Below are 21,171 nucleotides of genomic sequence, written 5' to 3'. Positions count from 1 at the left end.
TTGATCATGAAAACATTTTCAATAAAATTGTCGCTGTTACAACCATTGCTGCCCCGCCTAAACGTGTTGAAATTTGCGCAAACGGCATTAATTCCATACGATTTGAAGCTGATAAAATAGCAACATCTCCAGTTCCACCTAAACCACTATGACATCCCGTTACAATTGCTGATTCAACTGGATACATTTTCATCACTTTCCCTACAAGAAAACCTGATGCTACCATTGTAAGAACAACTGATGCGCACACAACAACATATCCTACTGAAAGAACTGCTGCTACGTCTTTTAACGGAATATATAGCAATCCTAGTCCAACCATTAACGGCCAAGTTAAATTCTTCGAAATGAATTTATATAAATGGAATGCTCCTTGCTCCATTTTTGCTGGCATTAATTTAAAGTATTTCACAAGTGCTGCTGAGAAAATCATAATGATTGCCCCAGGAATACCGATGAACTTAGAAGCAAATCCTCCGAAGATGAAGAACGTACACGCAATTAATAAACCTGCTCCCATTAATGAGAAGTCAATTGGCTTCTCTGTATTTTGTTCTTTTAATAACTCTGCTTGATTGTCTGTTTTCACTAATACACCGTTACCACTAAGCTCCGGTTTCTTCTCACCTAAACGCTTCATATACCCTGCACTCACGATTGCGAACATATTTCCAATAATAGCCGCTGGAATAAGTTGTGATACAAACGTTGCTGATGATTCATTTAAAATATCACTATAAGCTAGCGACAATGGTAAAATCCCTTCTCCAATACCACCACTCACAATTGGTACGATGATAAAGAAGAATGTTTGCTTCATTTCAAATCCAAATAGTGAACCGACCAATAATCCTACCGCTACAGAAGCTAACGTCCCTACTACTAAAGGTATAAACATACGAACGAAACCTTGTACTAATACTTTACGATTCATTCCTAAAATACTTCCGACTACTAAACAAGAAATATATAAATATAAAAAGTTCGATTTTTTCATTAACATAGTCGCAGCTTCCATTGAAGCTGGATTCATCCAGTTAAAAAATACAAGTAATGATGGAATAAATAATGAAAGTATTGCCGGGCCGCCGATATTTTTTAAAATTGGAATTCTCATTCCAATGTCGCCTAAGAAAATACCCATGATCATAATAACTGCAAATCCACCAATCATATCTGCTGGCAATTTATTATATACAGATGCCCCATAAATAATAGCAGCCAATACTACATATAACGGTAAAGGTATAACACCGATTTTTACATTCATAATTTTAGAAGCGAAAGATTCTCTTTGTACTTCATTTCCTCCAGAAAATGATACCGCTTCCACATTCTTTTGAATTCCCATATGGCACCTCCTTGTTTTCTTAATAACAATATTAAAACGCTTTCAATAGTAAAAATAGTTTTTGTAAGTTTTGTAATTGATTTTGTAATTAAAAAAAGTATAAGCGACTTATAATAAGTCGCTTATACGTAAAACTCTATTTTATTTTGGTCAATACATCTTAATTTACTCACTGGTCTTCCTACATGTTGATACACCATTTCGTTTTCTAATACTCCAATTTCAGTCAAAAACATTACATACTTTCGAATAGAAACTCTTGAAACCCCAACTAATTGCGCCATTTCATCTGTTGTAAACGCTCGTCCATTCAGCGACTCGATCTTTTGCCAAATTAATTGCATCGTTTGCTTCGTTAATCCTTTCGGAAGCTCTTTAGTGACAGTAGGTTCTCTTTTTTCTTTTTGCAAAATTAACGAATCTAATTCCGATTGACTAATTTTTTGTTGTTCTTTCATGAAAGTAAGCTTTTCTCGATATATAGTTAACGCCTTTTTAAATCGTTCAAATGTAAATGGTTTAATTAAATAATCTACTACACCATATTGTAATGCTTTTTTAATACTCCCCATATCATGTACAGCTGAAATCATTATAATATCGATTTCTTTTTCTTGGTTCCGAATATACATTAAAAGCTCAAATCCAGTTTCTTCAGGCATAAAAATATCAAGTAATACTAAATCTACTCGTGATTCCTCTAATACTTCTATCGCTTCTTTAACGGAGTTAACTGCTTGAACAAGTTCAAACCCTCCTACTTGCTCTAAATAATGCGTATTTAACATTGCTACCATCGGGTCATCTTCTACAATTAAAACTTTAATCATATTTGCCTCTCATCCCTACCTTTAGGTATTTCAATTGTTATCGTTGTTCCCTTTCCTACTAATGAATGCATATGAATTTCCCCATTTATTCGCTGTATACTTTCTTTTACAAGATACAAACCATAACCACGGTCATCCCCCTTTGTGGAATAACCTTTCGTAAATAATGCCCCTATTTCTTCTTCTGGTATACCTTTCCCCGTATCTTGTACTGTAATGATTAATGTATCCCCATATTGTATCTCAAGTTCAACTTGCTTCTTTTCACAATTCATCACTGCCTCTAATGCATTATCAATTAAATTTCCGACAATCGTAATTAGTTCATGAATAATACTTTCATCATCTATTTCCGGCATGTAAGAATCTTCACTTATGATTAATTTTATATTTTTCTCTCTAGCATAGCTAAGTTTCCCAAGTAAAAAACCAGCAAATACTGGACTTTTTATTCTCTCCATAACCCCACCAATTTCATATTGATGCTCTGATACCATACCGCTTATATACTTCTGTAATTCTTCATACTGCTTCATGTGTGTAAGTCCTAATACGACATGCATTTTATTCATAAATTCATGCGATTGTGCCCGTAATGCTTCCGCATATAGTCTAATACCAGTTAATTCTTCTGCTAATTTTCTAACCTCTGTTTTATCACGAAATGTTGCAATTGCACCAACTATTTCTCCTTTTACATATAAAGGAACACGATTCGTCACAATCGTAATTCCATAAATATTTTGTTCTTCGTTTAATTGTACCTCTCCCGTTTGTAATACTTCTTTTATACGTGAATTAGGCATATACAACTCAACATCTTTACCGATAAAATCTTCTTCAAGTCCACTTTTCTTAAACAATCGTTTTGCCTCATTATTTATTAAAGTTACATTGGCTTCTTTATCTACAGCAATAATACCTTCCTTTACAGATTGTAGCATCGTATTTCTTTCTTCAAGAATTTTCGCTATCCTGTGAGGTTCAAGACCAAATAAACTTTTCTTTATATGTCTAGCTAGCAATATTGCTCCTATAATTCCAACTAGTACTCCAACTCCGACACCAATGTAAATGATATGTCTACTTTCCCTAACTCTCTCTTTTACATTATCTGCTGAAATACCAACGGCCACCGCTCCAAGTTGTTCACCTGTTTCAGAAACTACAGGTACAAACACTCGCATTGAAATACCTAAAGTTCCTTCTGCCAGCGATACATGTTCCTTTCCTTTCAATGCAGGCCCTTCATCTCCCCCAATAAAATGATAGCCTATTTTTTGAGGATTTGGATGTGATTTTCTTATTCCATTCATGTCCATAACTACAATGAATTGAACACCTGTGTTTTTTAATATTCTATTTGTATACGTTTGGATTGCAGAAGTATCTGCCTTCCCAATCAAACCATCGATTACAATTGAATCATTCGCCACAATGTGTGCAATTGTTTTTGCTTTCTCTGCTTGGCTATCCTCCGTCGTCCGTTCTACATTATGACTAATTAATATATCTGTCACAAGTAAAGAAAAAATTACAACTGTACAAACTAACAATGTAATCGTTTTCCATAAATTCCATAGTCTTTTTCTTTTTTTCATCCCGTTAATGACTCCCCTAATTGCTGAATAGAAAAATAAGTAAGGTGAAAATAATATCACCTTACTTATCTGCTGTTATTATACTTTAAATTTACTAGTCATCGCTTGTAGTTCTTCGGCCATCCCAGCTAAGTTTTGCGAAGCTGAACTAATTTCTTCCATTGAATTCACTTGTTCTTCTGTTGAAGCAGCAACACTTTGCATACTAGCTGTATTTTCTTCTGCAGCCGCTGCAATTTCATCAATAGCATTTGTCACTTCATTTGCATCTCCAGCAATTCTCTTCGTTGTTTCTACCATTTGATTAACTTGAGAAACAATATGTGTAGTAGAACTTAAAATTTCCGTAAAACTTGCTTTCGTTTTTGTTACAACATCAAGGCCTTGTTGAACTTCTCCATTCACATTATCCATCGCCTTAACAGTATGTTCAATATCCGCCTTAATTTCTGCAATTAAATTTGCAATCTCTCCAGATGATTCTCCTGATTGCTCCGCTAATTTTCTAACCTCATCAGCTACAATAGCAAACCCTCGGCCCTGTTCACCTGCTCTTGCCGCTTCAATAGCCGCATTTAAAGCTAATAAGTTCGTTTGAGTAGCGATGTTTTGAATCGCTTCAGAAATAGCTCCTACCTGCTTTGATTTCTCATCAAGAAGTTTAATAATAGCATCTGACTCGGATACCGATTTAGAAATAGACTGCATTTGTTTTGCTGTTTGTTCAACCAATTCTTCCCCTTCTTCAGCTCTTTCTCTCGCATGTAATGAGGAGATAGAAATTGATTCCGCGCTTCCAGTTACATCTTGAATTGCTGTATTTACTTGTTGTAATGTAGCCGCACCTTCTTCAACACCTTGACTTTGTGATTCAGCCCCACCTGATACTTGTTCCATTGCAATTGTAATTTGATCTGTCGCATCATTTGCTTGCTGTACGCTCGCTGTTAACTCTTCAGCCGATGCAGCGACATGTTCTGCTGAAAAACTAATTTGAGTAATCACATCTTGTAAAGAGGCAGACATTTCATTAAATGAATTCCCTAATTTCCCTATATCATCCTTGGAATGGATTGTAATTTTCTCTGTCAAATCTCCCTTACTAATTTTATGTGCCGAGTCAGCTATTTTTCTTAATGGTCTTGTAATAGACTTTGTAATGAAATAAATTAATACACTACCAAATACAATAGCTATAGCAATGACAATCAAAGTCTTATAAAACACTGGATTCGCAGCTTCGGTAATTTCTTCGTCGAACATAACCCCGACTACTTTCCATCCTGTTTTCTCATTTGTTGCAAAGATTAAATTCTTTTTATCACCTTGTTCTGTATAAGACACATTTCCTTGTTTTTCTTCATAAATTGGTTTAATCCACGGATCAGTAACTTTTGCACCTGATTTTCTAGATGGATGACTAACAATTTGCTTATTTTGATCTAGAATAACTGCATAACCTTTTTCACCAATGTTAATCATTTTGGAAATTTTTAAGATGTTATCTAAATTTAAGTTAATTCCTATAACACCTTTACCATCTTTTACTTCTTTAGCAATTGTCACTACCATATTTTTAGTAGATGCTGATTGATATGGTGCAGTAACAATTACTTTCCCTTTATTTTCATGTGCTTCTTTATACCAAGATCTATCTGTTGGATTATACCCATCAGCCATTTGGATAAATGGTTCTCTTATAAACTTTCCTGCCTGTGTTCCAATATAAATACCTTCTACTTCTGGATGAAGTTTTATATATTGCGTTAACTTCGTTCTTACTATTTCTTCTTGTCCGTTTGGATATGTATCCTCTGTTAAAATGTCTGCAAAGTACGCCGCATCAACAAATTTCTCTTCTATATTTTGAGAAATAACAGTATTTAAAACTGAAATATTCTCCTTTGCTTTACCTGTAATTTGTTGTTCAAAATTTGTTTTGGCAGTTTGATATGAAACACCACCGATAATAAGTCCTGGTATAGTTAAAATAAGAAAAAATGAAATGATTAATTTTTTCTTAATACTCATACATTTAACCCAGTTAAATATTTTTTGCATAATAATCCTCCTTTATGTAATGTGGATACTTGTGTAATTTTATACAAGTAACATATATAAAACAATATATAATGATAACATGTAATTTTTTTGTCAATTATGCATTTTTACATATTCACTACTTCTAAATATTTAATCATAAAAAATAAGAGAACCTCAGCCTATATAATAAGCTGAGGTTCTCTTATTTCTTAACAAAAAACACCCACAAAAACTCCTCTTACAGTTCCTTACATCTATTTCCTTACTAATTCATTTAGAGCTTTTCATATAACTAATCGCCTGACTCCCCATTTGCATCCATGCCTTTTCAAATTCTCCTCTCGGCACTTTTACATCTAGGCTATCCTCGAGAGGATCCCGAATATATACAAATTCTTCATCGTATCCAATCAGTACTACACAATGTTCATTATACGTAATAGAAACATCTCCGCTATTTGTTTCCCATGTAGTAAATTCATCTTCATCTAATAGCGCAAATGTTGCATTCGTAATCATAACTACCGGTTGTCCTGATTTTACACTCTTATAAAGTTCTTCTATACTCTTCCCTGTTAAGTCCACAGCTTTATTAGGTAAATACTTTTTCGCTAATTGAAAAAGTGGTCCGTGATATACACCATATCCAGATTCAGAAAAGGTATAAATATTCCCTACAAATCCTTCATTCGGATTCCCACGTACACCATCGTTCATAAAATCAACTTTCTTTATTTCATTTGCTAATTGCATCTTATCCACTGTAATGCCTGCATATTGTAACATCATCGCTAAGCTAGTCACTTCACAGCCTCTATCTAGCTCTGGTAATTGCTGAATTAAAGGTACATTCGATAAGATGACCTTTTCATCATTATTACTAAAATCTGCTTCTTTTCCGCTTTGTATATTGAAGAATGTTAACTTCTCCACATACTTTGTAATGCCATTTTTATATACATTCCATACTGCTATAGCTAGTAAAGCCATACATATATACCACTTCCATCTCCGTATCACTCTCACGCCCTTTTTAGTTCGTTAAATAAGAATAAAACGCGTCAGCATCCGTGCGAATCACCGGTACAAAATTTAGTTCTTTTCCTTTTTCAGGCTGATCTTTTTTAATTTTTTCTGCTAATTCTTGAACGTTCATATTCGTTTTATCCATATTAAGCTCATCTGCCATTTGTAACACTTTTTGTTCATTAATTTCGCTTAATACTTGATATATATCTTTACCATACAAATCAATATGATATTTTTTTGCTTCTTCCTGCACTTTTTGTTCATACACTTCTTGCGCTAACGTTTCTATCTCTTTTCCTTTTTGTGAAATACCTAACTTCCCTGCTTCCTCTCTTACTTTCGTTCCATAGATTTCTTCCGCAATGTCTTCTATTTCTTTTCCATTTGTCGAAATGCCTAATTTATCCGCTTCATCATTAATTTTAATCGTATTAATTTGATTAATTAAATTTACAATCGTTGTATTTTCTATAGATATGCCTAGCTTTAACGCTTCTTGCCTCACTTTTGTTTCATAGATTTCTTCTGAAAGAGTTCCAACATCTTTTCTTTCAATCGAAATTCCTAACTGTTCAGCTTCTCTTCCTACTTCCGTCTCATGAATTTCTTTTTCTAGCGTAATTTGTTCTTTCCCTTCCGTTTCAATACCTAGATTCTCCGCCTTTTCTTCTGTATGCACCGCATGTATCTTCCCATTATTTAATTGTTCTTTACTGCGCTGCGTGTAATTTGTCTTTCCTTGTGATGTTTCAGAAGGAGAGGCACCCCCTAATATGCTTAAGCTCATTACTCCAATAGTGAATACCGTCATCATTTTCTTTTTCAAAATTAATTCCTCCCTCTTACACTTTCTTTTCCATCATTCCCTATACATAATCGAAATAACATTATGATCGATATAATCTGCTCAAATACCTTTTTATAATCGCTTCTTCATAGGGCGAACTTTCTGTATATCATACATGTTATAAATAGTTTCTTAACTTTCCCTTAAAAAAAGACGACCTTGTAAAAACAAGATCGTCTTCTCACTTATATTCTTTGATTTTTAGGGAAATTCACTTCAAAACAAGTACCCTCTCCCCATTTGCTATCTACTAATATTTTCCCATAATGCTTTTCTACAATCCAATTTGCGATTGAAAGGCCTAATCCCGCTCCTTCTGACGCACTTCTCGCTTTATCACCTTGATAAAAACGATCAAATAATTTTGGGATGTCCTCATCTTTAACCCCTATCCCGTCATCTTTCACCCGTATACGAATTGAGCTGCTCATTTGCGTACAATCGATTTGAATATGCCCGCCCCCATTTGTATACTTCATCGCATTATCTAACAATATGACCATCATTTGATGAATTCTCTCTCTATCACCCATAAATGATATGTCATGTTCTACTTTCAATATCATCTCTTTTTCTTGATATGAAGCAATTTCCTTATATGGATCTACTATTTCTTCTAACAATTTATCCATTTCAAATGTTCTCTTATCCATCTCAATTTGATTAGAATCCGAACGTGCTAACAATAATAAGTTAGTTACAAGCTTAGATAACCGTCTACACTCCTTTGAAATCGTAGAAATATCCATCGCTTTTTCTTCTATTGTCGCAGATGGTGACTGGAATAACACATCCGTTTTTGATTGAATAACTGCAAGTGGTGTCCTTAATTCATGTGATGCATCCGAAACGAATTGCTGCTGTTTTTCCCACGAATTTTGAATGGGTATGAGTGCCCTGCCGGCTAAGAAAAAGCCGATGCCTATTGCACATAAACTTCCTACACTACAACCAATAACAAGAATTAAAAATAAAGTATTTAACATTTCTTTTTCAGCTGTTATATCGCGTACAATTTGAACTATTTTTGTATCTTGTTGAAATGCAAATGTTCTAAAATATTGCCCTTGCACTTCTATATCTTGCAAAGTTCCTAATTTCTTTGGAGAAAACTTTTCCAAATTATCTTCAAAGATAAAACGGCGTTTGCCGTTTTCAATACCTATCTCCACTATGTTTCCAATCCAAATTAACTCCGTTATCCTTGGATCCCCAATCGGAGGATATCCCCTAATTTTTTTAGGTAGTTTTTTATCATCTGAATTCTTTCTATGCTGAACGGATTTTCCTATCGATTTATCTACTTCATTATAAATACGATTATATGTGTATGAATAAATGATACTGCCTAATACACCTATCAAGATAATAAATACTAATGAATTCAATATAGTCAATCGAATGCGTGTTTTCTGAAACATGCTTCCCTTTTTCATTGTTCTTTTAATATATATCCAATACCTCGAACAGTTTGAATATCTTTCTGATAACCGAATGGCTCTAATTTTTTACGTAAATGATGTACATACACTTCTACAATTGCTACTGTCGTATCTGAATCAAATCCCCAAACACGATCAAAAATTTGTTCACGCATTAAAATCTTTCCGCTATTTTGAACAAGGTACTCTAGAAGCTCATATTGTTTTAATGTTAACTTCATACTTTGTCCATCTACTTGAACGTCTTTATCTTTTCCGAACAGTTCAACCCCTTTATAACGAATAGTCTGCTTTGTTGTTAAACTACCGCTTCGTCGTAATAAAGCACGAATTCTCGCTTTTAACTCTGGAGCCTGAAATGGCTTAACGATATAGTCATCCCCACCAAAGTCTAAGCCTTTCACGCGATCTTCTAAAGAGTCTCTCGCTGTCAAAAATAGGACTGGTGTTTCAATTTTTTCATCACGTATTTTTTGAATTACTTCAAAACCGTCCATTTCTGGCATCATCACATCAAGTAAAATGGCATCATATATATTTTGTAACGCTAGAAATAATCCATCTTCCCCATTCAATGCTGTATCTACTTCAAATTCATCGCGTAATATTTGGACAATAGACTCTAATAAAGAAGCATTATCTTCTACTACGAGTAAGCGCATATTCTCACCTTCCACCATATTGTTCAATTCTATTTATAATTATATTTTAACGTTTTTCTCAATATAAAATTTGAATGATTTATTATAAAAATTCTTTCTTAAATTTTTCTTAATAAAAAATTGAAAGAAATAAGACTCCCCTTATCTCTTTCAACTTTTTACTACGTACACCTTTTTACTCGGCAATTCTAAACAATTTAACTGGCCACCATATACAGCACCGCCATCAATCCCTATAATACGATTACTCCCAAAATACACGCCGCAATTCTCACTACCATGAAACGTTTTTGTTTCCGTATGACCAAATACAACAACCTTTTCACCACTATACCCACTATGAAACTCATTACGTATCCACATTAACGTATATGGTTCACATTCCGAAACTCGCTTCAATGGCTCAACACCGGCATGTACAAATATATACTCTTCTGTTTCAATGTAATGATCTAATTCTTGAATAAATTTTACATGTTCCTCTAAAACATGCGATTGTAAAATTGGTTTTTGGAAGGCTTCTTCATTAACCACAATATCTTCTTCTACAAAGCCATAGCTGTATAAAGTCTTATCTCCACCATTCCTTTTTACCCAATGGTTCCATGAACGTTCTTCATCAGTCGTTAACGCTTTAATCATCATATCTTCATGATTACCCTTTAGAACGAGGGCTCCCTCTTCTTTTAACGCTTTTACCTTTTCAATTACAGCACGCGCATTGGGACCACGATCTACATAATCCCCTAATAAAATCAATTGATCCTGTCTTGCATCATATTGAGCTTCTTCTAATAACTGTTCGAACTTTTCTATTTCTCCATGAATATCACTAATAACAAGAATTCTTTTCATATTATCCCCTTCTTTCTAAGCCACTCTCTTTCTAATTATAGTTCAAAACAACAGAAATTTCTGAATCCATATTCGAAATCACATTTATTACAAATAAAACGATTGTCCTTACAACAATGTAAGTCTCTTGTCATCCAATTCGATAGTTGCAAGTGCTATATTTCCTTATACTAAAAGTAAGAAATGAAACAAAAAACAAGGAGAGATGAGACATGAAAAAAGTGATGGAAGTTGTAGTAGCGGTGGCAGCGGTTTTCGTAAATGGCAAACAAGTTGCAATGGAGTTAAATAAATAATGAAAAGGACAAGATTCATTCTAGACCCTTTACTCATATAAAAGAGATAAGACTTCTTCATTTTTTTGATCCCTTATCTCCTTGTAAAAAAAGCCGTATCCTTTTTCGTATTGTCATGTTTCATTTACACACTTTATTATTCCTTTTACTATGTATCCATCCCTTCCCTCAAACAATTTTCCCAAAACAAAAATCCCATTCAAATACACATTACTGAATCCATCATACTAAATGACTTCTTCATTCTGTCTATCTAAATGAGATTATTTCGTACTTTTTATTTCTTTATCTTGTTATTCCACCGGTTGTGGTTGTGGCTGTACGACTTCATTCGCTCCAGCTAACCTCAACATATTTGCAATATCTTTAAAACCTCTTTTTTCAGCATATTGCAGTGGCGTAATATTTTCCTTATTGGCCATATTTACATCTGCCCCGTGGTCAATAAGCATTTGAATTACTTTCTTATGATTTTCACTACCATTTCCTAATACGATTGCTTCTACTACAGCTGTTCCACCACGATCATTTCTATAGTTCACATCAATATCTGTATGCTCTAATAACTCTTTTACGACCTCTACATGGCCACGTTCAGATGCAGAAATGAGTGCTGTTCCACCTGATTTAGTAGTTTCTTTCGTATTAACCCCTGCATTAATTAGTAGCTTTACAATGTCTGTATATCCTTCTCTACTTGCATAAAGAAATGGATTACTTTGTTTCTCATCTTTCCTTTCAATATTAGCACCTGCACCAATTAATGCTTTAACTGTCTCTACATGATTTTGATACGTTGCTGCAAGGATAGGAGTTTCTCCGTTGTCACCTTCTACGTTTATATTGGCTCCATCTTGAATCAGCTTCATAGCTGTTTCCGTGTCTCCAAGAGTCGCAGAAAGTAGCAACTGTTTGTCCATTAAATTTATACTTTTTTCTTCTTTAGGTTCTTCCTGTTCTTTATGCTTTTCTTTTTTCTTTTCGTTTTTCACATGAACCGGTTTCGATTCTGGCTCCTCTTGCTTATCGCAAGCCACTACCGTCATTAAAATTCCTAATAACATACATAATAAAATTTTTTGTTTTCTCACAACTACAGCTCCTATGAAAGATAATGTTTTCTTAACCATTCCTCCATCACATACAATAACTCTTCTTGAGTACATTTATCCATAAGCCCTTTATATTCCTTCTTTAATCGGATTATCTTAAAACCTATACTATGTTTCTCAACCTATTGGAATGATGTGCCTGATGGCCTCATCATTAACATTATGAAGCAATTAGTTTAGCACGATTTTACCGCATTTGTATACATTTCTAAAAAGTACATAAATGATTGCTTTAGGTTACTATATTCCATTGTAACCGTTCTTCTAAAATTTTTACACCTTTTCTATATTTGCACCTGAGTAATACTAAAAAAGACAACTTATGTAGTTGTCTTTTTTTAGTATTAATGATGACCACCGTGATTTCCCTTTTTCGGGTTCCCCATCATCTCTTTATTCATTTCCCATTTATGCTCTGCTAGCTCTTTATATGAAAGAACTTTCCCTTTATAGTTAGACACAAAGTTTTCTGCATCCTTTTTATTTTCAAATGAAATGACATTATAAGCCATCGGTGTCGTTATTGTTTTATCATATACGTAATTCGCATCTTCTAACGAAATCCACTCTTTCGAATCATAATCTCGAACAAATTTTTCTTTCGTCTTTTCACCTGGATTAATCTCCATCCATTTATACATACAACCGATATCATCAAACTTTAACGCTTTTCCATTTTCTAAAATGACTTCTGTTGCAAATTGATTATCCATTACCCCAATTTGGCAAATATCACACTTATCATGTTTCTCATCAATTGCTACAGCCTCTGCTTGTTTCTTACCACATCCTACTATTGTAAAGACAAAGAATAAGCATATAGCAAGTGTCACATACTTTGTTCTCATTTTACTTCCTCCCTAACCGTATCTTCCACAAGGAGCATATCAAAAAGTTGTGTGAGATTTGTGAAAAAATAATGTACTTTTTGTAATATAAAGACCAAAAAAGATGTGTAGCCATTTCTACACATCTCTCATCATTCACAACCTGTAATTAATAAATCGTCTTCTAACTTAACTAATAATGTATCTGTATTAATTTGCTGACCAACAACTACATTTACTAACCTTATATTTCCACTAATACCGACCGCAACTTTTTCAAGCTCACCGTTATTTTTTCGGATCATCATTAAATTTTCCCACTCATATACGTAAGAAGATTCATTAACAAAAATCTCTTCTACTTTTCCTTCATAAGAACTATAAATCTCTTCAATTCTCGTTTTCATATAAAATCTACTCCCTATTTCACACTTCAATATTTTCATCTTATTCTACCATTCTTACGGAGAGCAGCTTACTTTTTAAAAATTCAAATTAACTACCGTGAACAAAATGACCAAAATAAAAATTATGCTTCTAATGATGTTATTTTTCAAATTATTTACCATTTGAATGAATGCTTTTATGATAAATAAAAAACACTTTTTCTGAATTTTCGTTACATTTTGAAAGCGCAATCATTCTTGAGGGGGAGATTACATGTTAGCACTACTTGGATTTGCGATGGTATTTGTCTTTATGTTTTTAATTATGACGAAACGTATGTCAGCACTAGTAGCATTAATATTAATTCCAATTACTTTCGCATTAATTGGCGGTTTTTATGCAAATATGGGACCTATGATGTTAGAAGGAATTCAAAAACTAGCACCTACTGGTATTATGCTTATGTTTGCTATTTTGTATTTTGGAATTATGATTGATAGCGGTTTATTCGATCCTGTCATTAGTAGGATTTTGAAATTTGTAAAAGGAGATCCTTTAAAAATTGTTGTTGGTACAGCGATTCTTACTATTATCGTTTCATTAGATGGGGATGGAACAACAACGTATATGATTACGGTTTCCGCAATGTACCCATTATATAAACGCCTTGGAATGAATCCACTTATATTAGCTGGGGTTGTTATGTTAGGAGCAGGAGTGACAAATCTTACACCGTGGGGCGGACCGACAGCTCGGGTTATGAGTGCTCTTGGACTAGACGCATCAGAGCTCTTTACACCACTTATACCAGGAATGATCGCTGGTGCAATTTGGGTCGTTTTCGTTGCTTACTATCTTGGCAAAAAAGAAAGAAAACGATTAGGAATTATGGATGTACAATACTTAAAACAAATGCAAACGATGGATGAGCAAGCTGCCACAGTAGAAGCTGCCGTTCATAAACGCCCTAAACTTCTATGGATTAACTTTTTATTAACTGTTACCTTACTTGTCTGTCTCATACTAGAAGTTATGCCGTTACCTGTTTTATTTACAATCGCTTTCGCCATTGCTGTTATGCTTAACTATCCGAACTTAGAACAACAGAAAGAACGTATTGCTTCTCACGCAGGAAACGTATTAGCCGTTGTTTCTCTCGTATTTGCCGCTGGAATTTTCACTGGTATTTTATCAGGAACAAAAATGGTAGATGCAATGGCTCAAAGTGTAGTCACTCTTATACCAGACGCTCTTGGACCACAATTACCGATTATTACAGCTCTTCTTAGTATGCCGTTCACATTTTTCATGTCCAATGATGCATTTTACTTCGGAGTATTACCTATTTTAACGAAAGCTGCCGCTGCTTACGGAATTAGTGCAGCTGAAATGGGACGTGCTTCATTACTCGGGCAACCTGTTCACTTATTAAGTCCTCTTGTCGCTTCCACTTATTTATTAGTCGGAATGGCCAAAGTTGATTTTGGTGAACATCAACGCTTTACGTTACTTTGGGCTGTTGGAACGACAATGGTGATGTTAATTACGGGAATTGTAATCGGAATTATTCCAATATAAGACGTAAAAAAACAGTAGAAGAAATGTAATTCTCTACTGTTTTTTTGTTATGAAGAAACAAGAAAATACCTTCTTTCTGGTCTCCCTACACTCCCATATATAAGCTCCGCATGAACTTTCTTTCCAGATATTAAATACTCTAAATAACGCCTCGCTGTTGATCGGCTTACCCCAACCATTGAGCTTAACACTTCTGCCGTAATACCTTCTTCATCAACTGCTAACATATGCTTTTTTATTTTTGCTAAAGTTAAAGGATCTATCCCTTTCGGGGCATATTCTATTTCATTTCCCTTTACGCCTCTTTGAGACCATAAATGTTCAATTTGTTCTATAGATAATTGATTAGTTTTTTTTAACTGCACAATCTTTTTTTGGTAACTTTCCAAACTCGCTTTAAATCGATCAAACATAAGTGGCTTTACGATATAATCTGTTACTCCGCCTCGTAGAGCGTGCCTCACTACATCTGTTTCCGATGCAGCTGTAATCATAATAATATCTGTATCATGCAAATTATTCCTAATATATGTGACAAGTTCGGTTCCTTGCATATCAGGTAAGTACACGTCTAATAAAACGAGTTGTGGCTTCACAAACTCTAGCCATTCTTTCGCTTGTTCTCCAGTCGTTGCTGTTCCAATTACTTTAAATCCCTCAATCTTTTCAGTAAAACGACGATGAATGTCCGCAATTCGAATATCATCTTCTACAATCAATACTTCAATCTCCTCACCCATTACAATTCGCCTCTCTCTTTTGGTAATGCAATAATAAATAATGCACCACCTAAATCCCCTTTTTCGATTGCAATACTTCCATTTAAATCTTCTACTAACTCTTTCACTTTTGCTAATCCATATCCTCGTTTCCCGCCTTCTTTCGTCGAGAAGCCTTTATAAAATATGCTAGTAATGACTTCATCATGAATCCCTTGTCCTGAATCTTCCACTTCAATTACTATCTCTTCTCCAATATCAGTTACAAACATCCTTACCTTCTTATCATTCTCTTCATTTCTTTCAATTGCTTCAAATGCATTCGTAATTAAATTTCCTAAAATAGAAACGACGTAATTACTCTCAATATGCGGGCTTAATTTATCTAAGCTACTTTCTCGATCTAGCATAAAATCAATCTTTAACTCTCGCGCTCTATTATAGAATCCAATTAAAATTCCACCTAACCATGGATTTTGAATTCGCTTCATAATAAATTGAACAAAATCTTGATATACCGCTGTTTCCTTATGAATAAGCTCTAAAGCATCTTCATATGATTCTAACTGGATAAGCCCTGAAAGCGTATACAACAAATTGTTATATTCATGCGTTTGCGCTCGTAATGCCTCTGTATATTGCTTCGTCTGAGATAACTCTGCTGTTAACTGATCCAGTTCAGATTTCAAACGTAAGCTCGATACAACGCCAGTTACTTTATTCTTTACTTTAATAGGTAGACGGTTCGCAATAACAGCCTGCCCTTTTATATTTAATTGACGATCAAACTGTTCTTCACCAGTTTGAAGTACATCTAGTATCGTTGAATTAGGAATTACATTTAAAATAAATTCTCCAATAATATTACGCTGTTCATCTAACGAAAGAATATCATAAGCCGCTTGATTGACTAAACTAATCATGCCATTGTGATCAATGACAATAATCCCTTCACGTACAGATTGAATCACTGTACTATGCTCTTCATATAAAGATGAAATTTCTTCTGGCTCCATCCCAAACATCATTCTTTTTATACTTCCGGCTAAATATATAGAACCAATTATCCCGATTAAAAGACCTATTACTGTAATCCAAAATACACGCTTTCCATATACTTCTACCGCTCCATGAATATCATCCATTGAAAATCCAACAGACACCACGCCTATAATTTCATTTTCCTGATTACGGATTGGAACTTTGCCGCGTAATGAAGGACCTAATGATCCAGTTGCTTTCGAAATATAAGATTTTCCTTCTACTAGAACTCCTTTATTATCTCCACCAACCATTGCTTCTCCTATTTTATCTCGCTTAGGATGTGCATATCGAATCCCTTCTTTGTTTCCAACTACAATAAAATCAGCATCTGTATCAATTCGAATTTTTTCTGCAATTGGCTGAATGATAGAAGCTGGGTTTTCTTTTTGAAAAGCTTCCGTTATTTCAGGTATAGCAGCAACTGTTTTCGCAACATGCAAAGCCCGTTTCCCAATTTGCTCTTCTACCGTTTCAGACAATATGTAATAAAATAAATAACTTGTTAATAGAAGTACGACTAGAATAAGTGTACTAATTGTTATTGTGATTCTCGGTTGTAGTTTTAACTTTTTAAATTTCAAAACCATTCCCCTAACATAATTAAAGATAGAATTTAATGAATTTACAGTCTTTTGCGATTACAACTAATCATAACACGGTTACTCTATATTTCTTTATTTTTATCTTCACAAAAAAAGAAACGAAGTACAATTACTACCTCGTTTCTTAACATTTTTTATTACACTTTAAATTTCCCAATCATCTCTTGTAATTCTTCTGCCATTTGCGATAAATGAACTGCTGCTGCATTGATTTCATCTACCGAAGCTAATTGTTCTTCTGAAGAACCAGCAATATTTTGAACGCTTGCTGCATTTTCTTCAATTGTAGCTGCAATTTCATTAATAGATGCACTAACTTGTTTTGCATCTACTGTCATTTGTTCCGCTACTTCTACCATACTATCAATTTGTACAACTGTATCATCTGTAGACTTCAATATTTCAGCGAAGCTTTGCTTCGTTTCATTTGCAACTACAAGTCCTGATTGTACTTCTGTTCCAACTTGCTTCATAGAGCTTACTGTTTCTTTTATGTCAAATTGTATCTCTTTTACTAGTTTTCCAATTTCCGTAGAAGACTGTCCTGATTGTTCTGCTAACTTTCGCACTTCATCTGCTACAATTGCAAATCCTCTTCCTTGTTCTCCAGCTCTCGCAGCCTCAATTGCAGCATTTAATGCTAATAAATTTGTCTGCTCTGCAATATGTTGAATTACCTCAAGGATTGCTCCAATTTGTTTCGACTTATCATCTAGCAAAACAATAACTTTATCTGATTGTGAAACAGACTCATGGATTAATTGCATTTGATTCACCGTTTGTTCAACTAACTTCCCACCATCTTCAGCCTTTTTCTTCGTATACATAGATGCTGTGGATACTAATGAAGAACTGTCTGCCACACGTTGAATTCCTTCTGTAACTTCTTCTAATAATGTTGCGCCTTCTTCGACTTCTTTCGTTTGTATTTCCGCTCCACTCGACACTTGCTCTATCGCTTGTGTAATTTGTTCCGTTGCTTCACTCGTCTGCTTCATACTAGCTGTTAATTCTTCTGAAGATGCCGCTACATGACCTGCTGAAGTATTTATATTGGAAATGACATTCTGTAATGATGCTGCCATCTCGTTAAAGCTTTCTCCTAACTGTCCAATTTCATCTTTAGAATGAACTGTAATGGATTCTGTTAAATCGCCTTCACTAATCTTTTTCGACGATATAACAAGTTGTTTTAACGGATTAATAATAGAAGCAATTATGAAGTAAATTAAAATCCCGCCAATTATTAATGAAATACCAATAACAGTTATCGTTTTATAGAAAATAGGTTCAGCAGCTTCAATAATTTCTTTTGCAGGCATAATTCCTGCTATTTTCCATCCAGTTATCTTATTTGTTTTAAAAGTGATATGACGATCTTCACCATCTAATCTGAAATTAAAATCACCTGTTTCTTGTTTGTACAACTCTTTTTCAAGTTTCTCTTCTACCTTATTACCTGGCTTCATCGTTGGATGTGCTACCACATTTTTATCTTGATCAAAAATTGCTACATATCCACTTTTACCGATATTAACCATCTTTGAAGTGTTTACGATATCATTAATAATTAAATCAATACCAAGAACACCGCTCTTATCCTCATTTTGTTTTGCTATTGTAATAACAATATTTCCTGTCGTTTTTGATTTATATGGAGCTGTAATAATTACTTCTCCACTTTTTTTCACTGCCTCTTTATACCAATCTCTTTCTGTAGGATTATATCCTTCTGGCATTTGAATAGACGGTGATTGAATAAACTGCCCATTGCTGGATCCAGTATAGATGGCTTCCAGTTCTGGATGTAACTTATTATATTCTTCTAGTTTATTTTGGATATTTTGTATTTGATCCGTTTGGTAACTTGATTGTGTAAATAGTTTCGTAAAATAAACTGCATCTACTTTTTTACTATCCAATTCTTTATTAATTACATTATCCAAAATTTTTATATTGTCTTTCGCCGATTGTGAAATCGTCTCATTAAAGTTTGTCTTCGCTTGCTGATAAGACGTCCAACCAATTACAATACTTGGAAGAATTAAAATGATAACAAATGACACAAGTAACTTTGCTTTTAAACTACTACTCCTTAATTTCCCTTGAAACATATTTCTACCCCTCCATACCGTTTTAAATGTAATTGTTTTACATTTAATTTCTTTATATAAATCATACGATTCAAATGTATCAATGCTACTCTCTATCTCTTTCTCTATTGAAGAGTTGATACATACCTTTTTCATTCTATATAAATTAAATAATTAAAACAATATATAAAAATGTATATTATTCGAAATATTATAATTCACAGAAGAACCTCTAGTATCTCACTTACTAGAGGTTCCTCCCGCTTTACTATTCTTTATCTTTTTCTACTTCTTTTTTCGCATCTTCTACTACAGATACAACAGGTTTATCGTTTGATAATTGTTGTACTGCTCCTTTTCCAGCAAATCCTTCTAATAACTCTTTTAAATCAATGCCAGAAGAAGCTTTTAATGTTTCTTGCATCGTTGCCATTAAATCAGTCGCATAACCTGCAACTTTTCCGGCACCGCTATTTTTACCACCGCCACCTGTATCGACAACTGTAATTTTATCAATGTTGCTAAGTGGGCTTGCAACTTCCTTCGCATAACTTGGAAGCATGTTAAGAACCATATCCATAATCGCCGCTTGGCCATATAACTCAAATGCCTCTGCAATTTTTTGTTTCGCTTCCGCTTCTGCTAAACCTTTTAATCTGATAACATCTGCTTCCGCTGTACCTTGTGCTTTTTGTACTTCTGCTTTTGCTTGACCTTGCGCTTTTTCGATTTCCGCCTTCGCTAAACCTTCTACACGAACTTCTTCTGCACGTGCTCTTGCTTCCGCTTCAATTTTATATTGATCTGCATCTGCTTTTTTCATTTGTTTTACTTTTTCCGCTTCTGCTGATTGTTCAACAGCATAGCGATCTGCATCTGCCTTTTTCTTTACTTCTGCATCATATTGCTTTTCACGACGCGCAATCTCTTTTTCTTCTAATTCAATTTGCTTTTCACGCTCAATGATTTTAACTCGCATTTGCTCTTCTGTAACACCTTGTTGCGCTTTTGCTTGTTGTAATTCATAGGAAAGATCTGCATCTGCGCGAGCTTGTTCTTGGTCTCTCTTATAAGATTGTACTTTTAACTCTTTATGTTTTTCAGCTTCAGCGATTTGTGCATCACGTTGATACTCAGCTTCTTTCGCTTCTTTCTCAGCACGAGCTTTTTCAATTCGCGCCTCTTTTTCACGCTCTGCATTTGCAACTGTTGCATCACGCTTAACCATCGCAATTTGTGGCTGACCAAGTGCATCTAAGTAACCGTTCTTATCCATGATTTCTTTAATTGTAAAGGAAACGATGCGAAGTCCCATCTTCTTTAAATCTGTAGAAGCTACTTCATGTACCTTTTGAGCAAATTGCTCTCTATTACTATAGGCATCTTCTACTGTCATAGAAGATAAAATAGCACGTAGATGCCCTTCTAAAACTTCTTTTGCTTCTATTTTCAACTCTTCTGTTTCTTTTCCTAAATATTGTTCAGCTGCTGTAGAAACTTCTTCAATGGTAGACCCTACTTTAATAATAGAAACACCATTTACTGTAATCGGTACACCTTGTTTCGTATACGTATCACGTGTTCCCACTTCTAATTTGTAGTTTAATAGACTTAAAGGCTCTGCTCTTTGCATAATCGGAACTACGAAAGTACCGCCGCCACGAATAATCTTAATCTTCTTTCCATCATCAGTGGTAACTACATTTTTCCCGCCACCAAGCCAGTTTCCAGTAACAATTAATGCTTCATCTGGTCCAACTGTTCGATACTTTGTAATGAATACTAAAATGAGTAGAATTAAAATTGCGAGTAATACTCCACCGATAATTAATGGAATCGTCATGTAAATTCCC

At 34.4% G+C, this 21,171-nt stretch carries 17 protein-coding genes and 2 pseudogenes; 1 reads left to right on the top strand and 18 read right to left on the bottom strand.

What is annotated here, in order from left to right:
• Positions 1-4: 4 nt before the first annotated feature.
• The 13 genes and pseudogenes from DM800_RS17915 to DM800_RS17860 form a co-directional block, all read right to left on the bottom strand.
• The gene (locus DM800_RS17915) at positions 5-1,351 is read right to left on the bottom strand and encodes a 2-hydroxycarboxylate transporter family protein (protein ID WP_000512729.1); all 1,347 of its coding nucleotides are present in this window, start codon (positions 1,349-1,351) and stop codon (positions 5-7) included.
• Between the two features lie 122 nt (positions 1,352-1,473).
• Positions 1,474-2,181 (bottom strand): response regulator, encoded by a 708-nt coding sequence (locus DM800_RS17910; RefSeq protein WP_147787294.1) that lies wholly within the window; start codon positions 2,179-2,181, stop codon positions 1,474-1,476.
• Entirely contained in the window at positions 2,178-3,782 is a 1,605-nt protein-coding gene (locus DM800_RS17905; RefSeq protein ID WP_147787293.1) for a sensor histidine kinase, read from the bottom strand. The genes DM800_RS17910 and DM800_RS17905 overlap by 4 nt, the downstream gene beginning before the upstream one ends.
• A 78-nt stretch (positions 3,783-3,860) precedes the next feature.
• The gene (locus DM800_RS30065; protein WP_434087966.1) at positions 3,861-4,679 is read right to left on the bottom strand and encodes a methyl-accepting chemotaxis protein; all 819 of its coding nucleotides are present in this window, start codon (positions 4,677-4,679) and stop codon (positions 3,861-3,863) included.
• A 120-nt stretch (positions 4,680-4,799) separates the two neighbouring features.
• Positions 4,800-5,813, bottom strand: a pseudogene (locus tag DM800_RS30060) (HAMP domain-containing protein); the annotation flags it as partial.
• 282 nt (positions 5,814-6,095) lie between these two features.
• Positions 6,096-6,845 (bottom strand): C39 family peptidase, encoded by a 750-nt coding sequence (locus DM800_RS17895; protein WP_147787291.1) that lies wholly within the window; start codon positions 6,843-6,845, stop codon positions 6,096-6,098.
• Between the two features lie 13 nt (positions 6,846-6,858).
• Positions 6,859-7,680 carry a transporter gene (locus DM800_RS17890; protein WP_098090702.1) on the bottom strand — a complete coding sequence of 274 codons (822 nt, stop codon included), beginning with the start codon at positions 7,678-7,680 and terminating at the stop codon, positions 6,859-6,861.
• A gap of 206 nt (positions 7,681-7,886) precedes the next feature.
• Positions 7,887-9,137: a sensor histidine kinase gene (locus DM800_RS17885; protein ID WP_304488575.1), complete on the bottom strand. Its 1,251-nt coding sequence runs from the start codon at positions 9,135-9,137 to the stop codon at positions 7,887-7,889.
• Positions 9,134-9,805, bottom strand: a complete 672-nt coding sequence (locus tag DM800_RS17880) for a response regulator transcription factor (RefSeq protein ID WP_147787289.1) — start codon at positions 9,803-9,805, stop codon at positions 9,134-9,136. The genes DM800_RS17885 and DM800_RS17880 overlap by 4 nt, the downstream gene beginning before the upstream one ends.
• Positions 9,806-9,955: 150 nt before the next feature.
• Entirely contained in the window at positions 9,956-10,660 is a 705-nt protein-coding gene (locus DM800_RS17875) for a metallophosphoesterase family protein (RefSeq protein ID WP_048562841.1), read from the bottom strand.
• A 589-nt stretch (positions 10,661-11,249) separates the two neighbouring features.
• On the bottom strand, positions 11,250-12,122 hold the full coding sequence (locus tag DM800_RS17870; protein ID WP_147787288.1) for an ankyrin repeat domain-containing protein: 873 nt from the start codon (positions 12,120-12,122) through the stop codon (positions 11,250-11,252).
• A 290-nt stretch (positions 12,123-12,412) separates the two neighbouring features.
• Positions 12,413-12,916 carry a nitrous oxide reductase accessory protein NosL gene (locus DM800_RS17865; protein ID WP_147787287.1) on the bottom strand — a complete coding sequence of 168 codons (504 nt, stop codon included), beginning with the start codon at positions 12,914-12,916 and terminating at the stop codon, positions 12,413-12,415.
• A gap of 131 nt (positions 12,917-13,047) precedes the next feature.
• Positions 13,048-13,302, bottom strand: a complete 255-nt coding sequence (locus DM800_RS17860) for a hypothetical protein (RefSeq protein WP_087983445.1) — start codon at positions 13,300-13,302, stop codon at positions 13,048-13,050.
• A gap of 253 nt (positions 13,303-13,555) precedes the next feature.
• On the opposite strand from DM800_RS17860, the gene DM800_RS17855 reads away from it, so the two are divergent.
• Entirely contained in the window at positions 13,556-14,860 is a 1,305-nt protein-coding gene (locus tag DM800_RS17855) for a CitMHS family transporter (RefSeq protein ID WP_000880452.1), read from the top strand.
• Positions 14,861-14,907: 47 nt separating this feature from the next.
• On the opposite strand, the gene DM800_RS17850 is transcribed toward DM800_RS17855, so the two are convergent.
• The 5 genes and pseudogenes from DM800_RS17850 to DM800_RS17835 all read right to left on the bottom strand — a co-directional run bounded on the left by DM800_RS17850 (position 14,908) and on the right by DM800_RS17835 (position 21,161).
• The gene (locus tag DM800_RS17850; protein ID WP_088061768.1) at positions 14,908-15,600 is read right to left on the bottom strand and encodes a response regulator; all 693 of its coding nucleotides are present in this window, start codon (positions 15,598-15,600) and stop codon (positions 14,908-14,910) included.
• Positions 15,600-17,210 (bottom strand): ATP-binding protein, encoded by a 1,611-nt coding sequence (locus DM800_RS17845; protein WP_472926093.1) that lies wholly within the window; start codon positions 17,208-17,210, stop codon positions 15,600-15,602. The genes DM800_RS17850 and DM800_RS17845 overlap by 1 nt, the downstream gene beginning before the upstream one ends.
• A gap of 152 nt (positions 17,211-17,362) precedes the next feature.
• Positions 17,363-18,223, bottom strand: coding sequence for a methyl-accepting chemotaxis protein (locus DM800_RS29945; RefSeq protein WP_371399490.1), 861 nt, complete (start codon positions 18,221-18,223; stop codon positions 17,363-17,365).
• An 81-nt stretch (positions 18,224-18,304) separates the two neighbouring features.
• Positions 18,305-19,339 (bottom strand): annotated as a pseudogene (locus DM800_RS29940) (HAMP domain-containing protein); the annotation flags it as partial.
• 247 nt (positions 19,340-19,586) lie between these two features.
• Positions 19,587-21,161 carry a flotillin family protein gene (locus tag DM800_RS17835; protein ID WP_000154996.1) on the bottom strand — a complete coding sequence of 525 codons (1,575 nt, stop codon included), beginning with the start codon at positions 21,159-21,161 and terminating at the stop codon, positions 19,587-19,589.
• Positions 21,162-21,171 lie beyond the last annotated feature (10 nt).

It is taken from the genome of Bacillus sp. AY18-3, from assembly GCF_008042305.1.
GTDB lineage: Bacteria > Bacillota > Bacilli > Bacillales > Bacillaceae_G > Bacillus_A > Bacillus_A wiedmannii.
The sequence above is the reverse complement of the archived record's forward strand: the minus strand, read 5'-3'. Positions and strand labels throughout refer to the sequence as shown.

What these genes read in the sequence shown, in the direction of transcription:
- DM800_RS17860 (WP_087983445.1), bottom strand. Translation starts at nt 13,302, where the DNA reads ATGAAAACGAGAATTGAAGAGATTTATAGTTCTTATGAAGGAAAAGTA.
- DM800_RS17855 (WP_000880452.1), top strand. Translation starts at nt 13,556, where the DNA reads ATGTTAGCACTACTTGGATTTGCGATGGTATTTGTCTTTATGTTTTTA.
- DM800_RS17910 (WP_147787294.1), bottom strand. Translation starts at nt 2,181, where the DNA reads ATGATTAAAGTTTTAATTGTAGAAGATGACCCGATGGTAGCAATGTTA.
- DM800_RS17865 (WP_147787287.1), bottom strand. Translation starts at nt 12,916, where the DNA reads ATGAGAACAAAGTATGTGACACTTGCTATATGCTTATTCTTTGTCTTT.
- DM800_RS17885 (WP_304488575.1), bottom strand. Translation starts at nt 9,137, where the DNA reads ATGAAAAAGGGAAGCATGTTTCAGAAAACACGCATTCGATTGACTATA.
- DM800_RS17915 (WP_000512729.1), bottom strand. Translation starts at nt 1,351, where the DNA reads ATGGGAATTCAAAAGAATGTGGAAGCGGTATCATTTTCTGGAGGAAAT.
- DM800_RS17870 (WP_147787288.1), bottom strand. Translation starts at nt 12,122, where the DNA reads ATGTACTCAAGAAGAGTTATTGTATGTGATGGAGGAATGGTTAAGAAA.
- DM800_RS17850 (WP_088061768.1), bottom strand. Translation starts at nt 15,600, where the DNA reads ATGGGTGAGGAGATTGAAGTATTGATTGTAGAAGATGATATTCGAATT.
- DM800_RS17905 (WP_147787293.1), bottom strand. Translation starts at nt 3,782, where the DNA reads ATGAAAAAAAGAAAAAGACTATGGAATTTATGGAAAACGATTACATTG.
- DM800_RS17845 (WP_472926093.1), bottom strand. Translation starts at nt 17,210, where the DNA reads ATGGTTTTGAAATTTAAAAAGTTAAAACTACAACCGAGAATCACAATA.
- DM800_RS17835 (WP_000154996.1), bottom strand. Translation starts at nt 21,161, where the DNA reads ATGACGATTCCATTAATTATCGGTGGAGTATTACTCGCAATTTTAATT.
- DM800_RS17875 (WP_048562841.1), bottom strand. Translation starts at nt 10,660, where the DNA reads ATGAAAAGAATTCTTGTTATTAGTGATATTCATGGAGAAATAGAAAAG.
- DM800_RS17880 (WP_147787289.1), bottom strand. Translation starts at nt 9,805, where the DNA reads ATGCGCTTACTCGTAGTAGAAGATAATGCTTCTTTATTAGAGTCTATT.
- DM800_RS29945 (WP_371399490.1), bottom strand. Translation starts at nt 18,223, where the DNA reads ATGAAGCAGACGAGTGAAGCAACGGAACAAATTACACAAGCGATAGAG.
- DM800_RS30065 (WP_434087966.1), bottom strand. Translation starts at nt 4,679, where the DNA reads ATGGAACAAGTATCAGGTGGGGCTGAATCACAAAGTCAAGGTGTTGAA.